Source organism: Pseudomonas cyclaminis (assembly GCF_015163715.1).
GTDB lineage: Bacteria > Pseudomonadota > Gammaproteobacteria > Pseudomonadales > Pseudomonadaceae > Aquipseudomonas > Aquipseudomonas cyclaminis.
In genome coordinates, this window is the sequence record NZ_JADDUM010000288.1 from 1 (window position 1) to 7,966 (window position 7,966).

The window sequence follows — 7,966 nt, forward strand, 5'->3', positions numbered from 1 at the left end:
TGCCGATCTTCGACGGCGGCCGCCTGCGCGCCAACCTTGATGCCCGCGACGCCGACTACGATTTGGCCGTGGCGCAGTACAACAAAACCCTGGTGCAAGCCTTGGGCGACATCGGCAACACCCTGTCGCAACTGCGCGAAACCGGGCGCCAGATCCAGGCCCAGCAACACGCTACCGATATCGCCCAGCAGTCTTACGACACCGTGGTTCAGCGTTATGGCTCCGGGATCGGTAACTACCTGGACGTGCTCAGCATCGAGCAGCAATTGCTGCAGGCCCAGCGTCAGCTGGCCACCCTGAATGCCGGGCAGATCGATCTATCGATTCAATTGATGCAGGCCCTGGGCGGCGGCTTCAACGCCGACAACGTGGCGTCGACCACCCCAGCCACTCGCACGGAATAATTTGAGGTATTTGTCATGGCCACTGCCGACAGCAACACCGCAACAGACACAAACGACAGCAACCCGCGCAAACGCAAAGTCATGTTGGTCGGCCTCGCGCTGATCGTCATCCTCAGCGTCGTCGGCGTTTGGGCCTGGCACGAATTCTACGGGCGCTTCAACGAAAGCACCGACGACGCCTATGTGAACGGCAACGTGGTGGAAATCACGCCGCTGGTCACCGGCACCGTGGTCAGCATCGGCGCCGATGATGGCGACCTGGTCCATGAAGGCCAGGTGTTGGTCAACTTCGACCCGAATGACGCCGCCGTCGGCCTGCAAAGTGCCCAGGCCAACCTGGCGCGTACCGTGCGCCAGGTGCGTGGCTTGTACAGCAACGTCGATGGTATGAAAGCCCAGGTCAACGCGCAGAAAGCCGACGTGCAGACCGCTCAGGACAACTACAACCGGCGTAAAACCCTGGCCCAGGGCGGGGCGATTTCCCTTGAGGAGCTGTCCCATGCCCGTGACAGCCTGACCGCCGCCAAGAACGCCCTTACCAACCTTGAGCAGCAACTCAAAACCACCAACGCCTTGGTGGATGACACGGTGATCTCGTCCCATCCGGACGTGCAAGCCGCCGCCGCGCAACTGCGCCAGGCCTACCTGACCAATGCGCGCAGCACCCTGATCGCGCCGGTCACCGGCTATGTGGCCAAGCGCTCCGTGCAACTGGGCCAGCGTGTGCAGCCGGGTACTGCGTTAATGGCGGTGATCCCGCTGAACCAACTGTGGATCGACGCCAACTTCAAGGAAACCCAACTGCGCGACATGCGCATTGGCCAGCCGGTGGACATCGAGTCGGATATCTACGGCAGCGACGTGAAATACAGCGGCACCATCGACAGCCTCGGCGCCGGCACCGGCAGCGCGTTCGCCCTGTTGCCGGCGCAGAACGCCACCGGTAACTGGATCAAGATCGTGCAGCGTGTTCCGGTGCGCATCCATATCAATGCCGAAGAGTTGGCCAAGCACCCACTGCGTGTGGGCTTGAGCACCGTGGTGAATGTGGACCTGCACGACCAGAGCGGCCCGGTGCTGGCGCAACAGCCGCCGCAAAAAGCCTCGTTTACCACCAACGTGTACGACCGCCAATTGGCCGAAGCCGATGCCATGATCACCCAGTTGATCCATGACAACAGCGTCGCCGCTCCCAAGGCTGTGCAACGCTGATGAGCAATAACGCCTCCTTCACGCCGCCCAGCCTGTTGATGGCCACTATTGGCCTGTCGCTGGCGACCTTTATGCAGGTGCTCGACACCACCATCGCCAACGTGGCGTTGCCGACCATTTCCGGCAACCTGGGCGTGAGTTCGGAGCAGGGCACCTGGGTGATCACCTCGTTTGCGGTGAGCAACGCCATCGCGCTGCCGCTCACCGGTTGGTTGAGCCGTCGGTTTGGCGAGGTGAAGCTGTTTCTGTGGGCGACCATTCTGTTTGTGTTGGCCTCGTTCCTGTGCGGGATTTCCACTTCGATGCCCGAGCTGATCGGCTTTCGGGTGCTGCAAGGCCTGGTGGCCGGGCCGTTGTACCCGATGACCCAGACCCTGTTGATTGCGGTCTACCCCCCGGCGAGGCGCGGCATGGCCCTGGCGTTATTGGCGATGGTCACGGTGGTCGCACCGATTGCCGGGCCGATCCTGGGCGGCTGGATCACTGACAGCTACAGCTGGCCGTGGATCTTCTTTATCAACGTTCCCATCGGCATCTTTGCGGTGATGGTGGTGCGTGCGCAGTTGAAGAAGCGCCCGGTGGTCACCAGTCACCAGCCGATGGATTACGTCGGGTTGTTGAGCCTGATCGTGGGGGTCGGCGCCTTGCAGATCATCCTCGACAAGGGCAACGACCTGGATTGGTTCGAATCCAACTTCATCCTCGTCGGTGCGGCGATTTCGGTGATTGCCCTGGCGGTGTTCATCATCTGGGAAATGACCGACAAGCACCCGGTGGTCAACCTGCGGCTGTTTGCCTACCGCAACTTCCGCATCGGCACCATCGTGTTGATCCTCGGTTATGCGGGCTTCTTCGGCATCAACCTGATCCTGCCGCAATGGCTGCAAACCCAGATGGGCTACACCGCCACCTGGGCGGGCCTGGCGGTGGCGCCGATCGGGATCCTGCCGGTGCTGATGTCGCCGTTCGTGGGCAAGTACGCGCACAAGTTCGACCTGCGCCTGCTGGCGGGCCTGGCCTTCCTGGCGATTGGCTTGAGCTGCTTCATGCGCGCCGGCTTCACCAACGAAGTGGATTTCACCCACATCGCCCTGGTGCAGTTGTTCATGGGCATTGGTGTGGCGCTGTTCTTCATGCCGACCTTGAGCATTTTGATGTCCGACCTGCCACCGCACCAGATCGCCGACGGCGCGGGCCTGGCGACCTTCTTGCGCACGTTGGGCGGCAGCTTTGCGGCGTCGCTGACGACCTGGATCTGGATTCGCCGGGCGGACCAGCACCATGCCTACATGAGTGAGAACATGACCACCTATGATGCGGCCACGCGCAATGCGTTGGATGCGTTGGGTGGGGCAGGGCACAAGGCCTATGCGCAGTTGGACCAGATTCTCACCAGCCAGGCGTACATGATGTCCACCGTGGATTACTTCACGTTGCTGGGGTGGATGTTCATGGCGTTGATGTTGCTGGTGTGGCTGGCGAAGCCGCCGTTTACGGCGAAGGCGGGGCCGGCTGCTTCGGGTCACTGATCCTGAGAATGTACGGAGATCCAAATGTGGGAGGGGGCTTGCCCCAGATAGCGGTGGGTCAGCCAAAAATATGCTGACTGACCCACAGCCATCGGGGGCAAGCCCCCTCCCACAGGTGATTTGTGTTGTCGGGTATTAAGCGCCGGGCAACGCCAACTGCGGGTTCACAAAATCAAACGCCGCCAATGCAAACCCTTGCTCATCCACCTGCAACGCCCAGCCCTGCTTGTCCCAATCCCCCAGCACAATGCGCTTGGCCGCCTGTTCGCCAATCTGCAACTTGTGGATCGCCGGGCGGTGGGTGTGGCCGTGGACCAGGGTACGCACGCCGAACTGCTGCATCACCCGCGGCACTTCCTCGGGGGTGACATCGACAATGTCGTTGGCCTTCATGCGCGTTTGCGCACGGCTTTCACTGCGCAGCTTGCGCGCCAGCTTGTGCCGGGTACGCAAGGGCAGGTGGCGCAGGATAAACAGCACAATCGGGTTACGCAGGATGCGCCGCAGCTTCATATAGCCAAGGTCGCGGGTGCAGAGGCTGTCGCCGTGCATCAACAGCACGGGCTCGCCCTGCAACTGCACGACACTCGGGTCCTTGAGCAAGGTGGCGCCTGCTGCTTTGCAGAATGCCTTGCCGATCAGGAAATCGCGGTTGCCGTGCATGATAAAAATCGGGGTGCCGCTGTCGCTCAACTCACGCAGAGCCGTGCAAATCGAACGCTGGAAGTCGGTCATCCCATCGTCGCCAATCCAGGCTTCGAAGAAGTCCCCCAGAATGTACAACGCCTGGGCGCCACGGGCGCGGCCGTGGAGCAGATCCAGAAACGCCCGGGTGATGTCCGGGCGCTCCTCTTCCAGATGCAAGTCTGAAATCAGCAATATCACGCTTCGATGATCTCGGCTTTCTCGATGATCACGTCTTCTGCAGGAACGTCCTGGTGACCGGCCTTGGACGTGGTGGACACGCCTTTGATCTTGTCGACTACGTCCTGGCCTTCGGTGACTTTACCGAATACGGCGTAGCCCCAACCCTGCACGTTCTTGCCGCTGTGGTTCAGGAAGGTGTTGTCGGCCACGTTGATGAAGAACTGCGCGGAGGCCGAATGCGGCTCCATGGTACGGGCCATGGCGACGGTGTACTTTTCGTTGGAAAGGCCGTTGTCCGCTTCGTTCTGGATGCTTGGGCGCTTGTCTTTCTTTTCTTTCATGCCAGGCTCGAAACCGCCGCCCTGGACCATGAAGTTGCCGATGACACGGTGGAAAACAGTGTTCTCGTAGTGGCCGGCGTTCACGTACTCGATGAAGTTGGCGACGGTGATCGGCGCTTTCTCGGCGTTCAGCTCGATGACGATCTCGCCGTGGTTGGTGGTCAGTTTGACTTGAGTCATGTTCACTACTCTTTCAGGAAATTCGTGGGTTTGAGCGCCTGGGCGCCTTACCGGTTTGGCGAAATTGCGGCCAAGGCGCGCAGTTTAGCGTGCCCGACGGGAATTTCGAGGTGGTTTTTTACCGCCGGTGCAATAAATCCAGCAGTTTTTGACCGCGCTCTGTCAGCAGCTTGACAGCATCAGCTATGATACGGCCTTTGTTTTATCTGGCCCCAACCGGCCACGAACCTGTCTGTTCAAGGATCCTATGAGCAAGCCCACTGTCGACCCTACCTCGAATTCCAAGACTGGACCTGCCGTCCCGGTCAATTTCCTGCGCCCGATCATCCAGGCGGACCTGGATTCGGGCAAGCACACGCAGATCGTCACCCGCTTCCCGCCAGAGCCCAACGGCTACCTGCACATCGGTCACGCCAAGTCGATCTGTGTGAACTTCGGCCTGGCCCAGGAGTTTGGTGGCGTCACGCACCTGCGTTTCGACGACACAACCCGGCCAAGGAAGACCAGGAATACATCGACGCCATCGAAAGCGACATCAAGTGGCTGGGCTTCGAATGGTCCGGTGAAGTGCGCTACGCCTCCAAGTATTTCGACCAGTTGTTCGACTGGGCCGTCGAGCTGATCAAGGCCGGCAAGGCCTACGTCGACGACCTGAGCCCGGAGCAGGCCAAGGAATACCGCGGCACCCTGACCGAGCCGGGCAAGAACAGCCCGTTCCGCGACCGCACCGTGGAAGAGAACCTGGACTGGTTCGCCCGCATGCGCGCCGGTGAGTTCCCGGACGGCGCCCGCGTACTGCGTGCCAAGATCGACATGGCCTCGCCGAACATGAACCTGCGCGACCCGATCATGTACCGCATCCGCCATGCCCACCACCACCAGACCGGTGACAAGTGGTGCATCTACCCGAACTACGACTTCACCCACGGTCAGTCGGATGCCATCGAAGGCATCACCCACTCCATCTGCACCCTGGAGTTCGAAAGCCATCGTCCGCTGTACGAGTGGTTCCTCGACAGCCTGCCGGTGCCGGCACACCCGCGTCAGTACGAATTCAGCCGCCTGAACCTGAACTACACCATCACCAGCAAGCGCAAGCTCAAACAACTGGTCGATGAGAAGCACGTGTTTGGTTGGGATGACCCGCGCATGTCGACCCTGTCGGGCTTCCGCCGTCGCGGTTACACCCCGGCGTCGATCCGCAATTTCTGCGACATGGTCGGCACCAACCGTTCCGACGGCGTGGTTGACTTCGGCATGCTCGAGTTCAGCATCCGCCAGGACCTCGACGCGAACGCCCCGCGCGCCATGTGCGTGTTGCGTCCGTTGAAAGTCGTGATCACCAACTACCCGGAAGACAAGGTCGAGAACCTCGAACTGCCGCGTCATCCGCAAAAAGAAGAACTGGGCGTGCGCAAGCTGCCGTTCGCCCGTGAAATCTACATCGACCGCGATGACTTCATGGAAGAGCCGCCAAAAGGCTACAAGCGCCTGGAGCCGAACGGCGAAGTGCGCCTGCGCGGCAGCTACGTGATCCGTGCCGACGAAGCGATCAAGGACGCCGATGGCAACATCGTCGAACTGCGCTGCTCCTACGACCCGGAAACCCTCGGCAAGAACCCTGAAGGCCGCAAGGTCAAAGGCGTGGTCCACTGGGTGCCGGCTGCGGCCAGCATCGAGTGCGAAGTGCGTCTGTACGATCGCCTGTTCCGCTCGCCGAACCCGGAGAAGGCCGAAGACAGCGCGAGCTTCCTCGACAACATCAACCCTGACTCCCTGCAAGTACTCACTGGTTGTCGTGCCGAGCCATCGCTTGGCGACGCACAGCCGGAAGACCGTTTCCAGTTCGAGCGCGAAGGTTACTTCTGCGCGGATATCAAGGACTCGAAACCAGGTGCTCCGGTATTCAACCGTACCGTGACCTTGCGTGATTCGTGGGGCCAGTGATTTAGTCTTAAGGGATTCATCGTGCTAACGATCTACAACACGCTCAGCAAGACCAAAGAAGTCTTCAAGCCCCTGGATGGCAACAAGGTGCGCATGTACGTGTGCGGCATGACCGTGTACGACTACTGCCACATCGGCCACGGCCGCAGCATGGTTGCCTTCGATCTGGTGACCCGCTGGTTGCGTTTCAGCGGCTATGACTTGACGTACGTGCGCAACATCACCGACATCGACGACAAGATCATCAACCGCGCCAACGAAAACGGTGAGTCGTTCGACGCGCTGACCGAGCGCATGATCGCCGCGATGCACGAGGACGAGGCGCGCCTCAACATCCTCAAGCCGGACATGGAACCGCGTGCCACGGACCACATTCCTGGCATGCACGCGATGATCCAGACCCTGATCGACAAGGGTTACGCCTACGCCCCAGGCAATGGCGACGTGTACTACCGCGTCGCCAAGTTCATGGGCTACGGCAAGCTGTCGCGTAAAAAGATCGAAGACCTGCGCATCGGCGCACGCATCGAAGTCGACGAAGCCAAGCAGGACCCCCTCGACTTCGTGCTGTGGAAAGCCACCAAGCCCGGCGAGCCGAGCTGGGAATCCCCATGGGGCGCCGGGCGTCCGGGCTGGCACATCGAATGCTCGGTGATGTCCACCTGCTGCCTGGGCGACACTTTCGATATTCATGGCGGCGGCAGCGACCTTGAGTTCCCGCACCACGAAAACGAAATCGCCCAGAGCGAAGCAGCCACCGGCAAAACCTACGCCAACGCCTGGATGCACTGCGGCATGATCCGCATCAATGGCGAGAAGATGTCCAAGTCCTTGAACAACTTCTTCACCATCCGCGACGTGCTGGAAAAGTATCACCCGGAAGTGGTGCGTTACCTGCTGGTGTCCAGCCACTACCGCAGCGCCATCAACTACTCGGAAGACAACCTCAAGGACGCCAAGGGCGCCCTGGAGCGGTTCTATCACGCGTTGAAAGGTTTGCCCGTTGTCGCTCCTAGCGGTGGCGAAGCGTTCGTTGAGCGCTTCACCCAAGTAATGAACGATGACTTCGGTACGCCGGAAGCCTGCGCCGTATTGTTCGAGATGGTGCGCGAGATCAATCGCCTGCGTGAGAGTGATCTCGACGCGGCGGCAGGTCTGGCTGCGCGCCTGAAGGAACTGGCCAGCGTGTTGGGCGTGTTGCAGATGGAAGCCGATGACTTCCTGCAAGCCGGCGCCGAAGGGCGTGTGGATGCGGCGCAAGTGGAGGCGCTGATCCAGGCGCGTCTGGCTGCTCGTGCTGGTAAAGACTGGGCGGAGTCCGACCGTATCCGCGACCAACTGACCGCGATGGGTGTGGTGTTGGAAGATGGGAAGGGTGGGACGACGTGGCGGTTGGCTGATCAGGCTTGATTGGTAACTGCTGAATGAAAACGCCCGACGTGGTTCGGGGCGTTTTTTTACTGAATTTATATAAAAATATTCTATT

6 protein-coding genes and 1 pseudogene are annotated in these 7,966 nt (G+C 60.5%); 5 read left to right on the top strand and 2 right to left on the bottom strand.

Annotated features, from left to right (window positions below; genetic code table 11):
• From IQK56_RS28475 to IQK56_RS28485, 3 genes are all read left to right on the top strand, one after another.
• Positions 1 to 404 (top strand): TolC family protein (locus IQK56_RS28475; protein WP_193901912.1); only part of this gene is annotated, 404 nt, incomplete at its 5' end.
• Positions 405 to 419: 15 nt separating this feature from the next.
• Positions 420 to 1,616, top strand: coding sequence for an HlyD/EmrA/EmrK family protein (locus tag IQK56_RS28480; RefSeq protein ID WP_150676618.1), 1,197 nt, complete (start codon positions 420 to 422; stop codon positions 1,614 to 1,616).
• Entirely contained in the window at positions 1,616 to 3,145 is a 1,530-nt protein-coding gene (locus IQK56_RS28485; RefSeq protein ID WP_193864116.1) for a DHA2 family efflux MFS transporter permease subunit, read from the top strand. The genes IQK56_RS28480 and IQK56_RS28485 overlap by 1 nt, the downstream gene beginning before the upstream one ends.
• Positions 3,146 to 3,280: 135 nt before the next feature.
• Here IQK56_RS28485 and lpxH read toward each other — a convergent pair whose 3' ends face one another.
• Positions 3,281 to 4,030, bottom strand: a complete 750-nt coding sequence (lpxH, locus tag IQK56_RS28490; RefSeq protein WP_150676616.1) for a UDP-2,3-diacylglucosamine diphosphatase — start codon at positions 4,028 to 4,030, stop codon at positions 3,281 to 3,283.
• Positions 4,027 to 4,533, bottom strand: a complete 507-nt coding sequence (locus IQK56_RS28495; RefSeq protein WP_150676615.1) for a peptidylprolyl isomerase — start codon at positions 4,531 to 4,533, stop codon at positions 4,027 to 4,029. Before IQK56_RS28495 ends, lpxH begins: the two co-directional genes overlap by 4 nt.
• 247 nt (positions 4,534 to 4,780) lie before the next feature.
• Here IQK56_RS28495 and IQK56_RS28500 point away from each other — a divergent pair.
• Positions 4,781 to 6,480: pseudogene (locus tag IQK56_RS28500) on the top strand (glutamine--tRNA ligase/YqeY domain fusion protein).
• Between the two features lie 21 nt (positions 6,481 to 6,501).
• Entirely contained in the window at positions 6,502 to 7,890 is a 1,389-nt protein-coding gene (gene cysS / locus IQK56_RS28505; protein WP_193864115.1) for a cysteine--tRNA ligase, read from the top strand.
• Positions 7,891 to 7,966: the final 76 nt, after the last annotated feature.

Excerpts from the sequence above, each read along its gene's own strand:
- IQK56_RS28480 (WP_150676618.1), top strand. The coding sequence starts at position 420 with ATGGCCACTGCCGACAGCAACACCGCAACAGACACAAACGACAGCAAC.
- IQK56_RS28495 (WP_150676615.1), bottom strand. The coding sequence starts at position 4,533 with ATGACTCAAGTCAAACTGACCACCAACCACGGCGAGATCGTCATCGAG.
- IQK56_RS28485 (WP_193864116.1), top strand. The coding sequence starts at position 1,616 with ATGAGCAATAACGCCTCCTTCACGCCGCCCAGCCTGTTGATGGCCACT.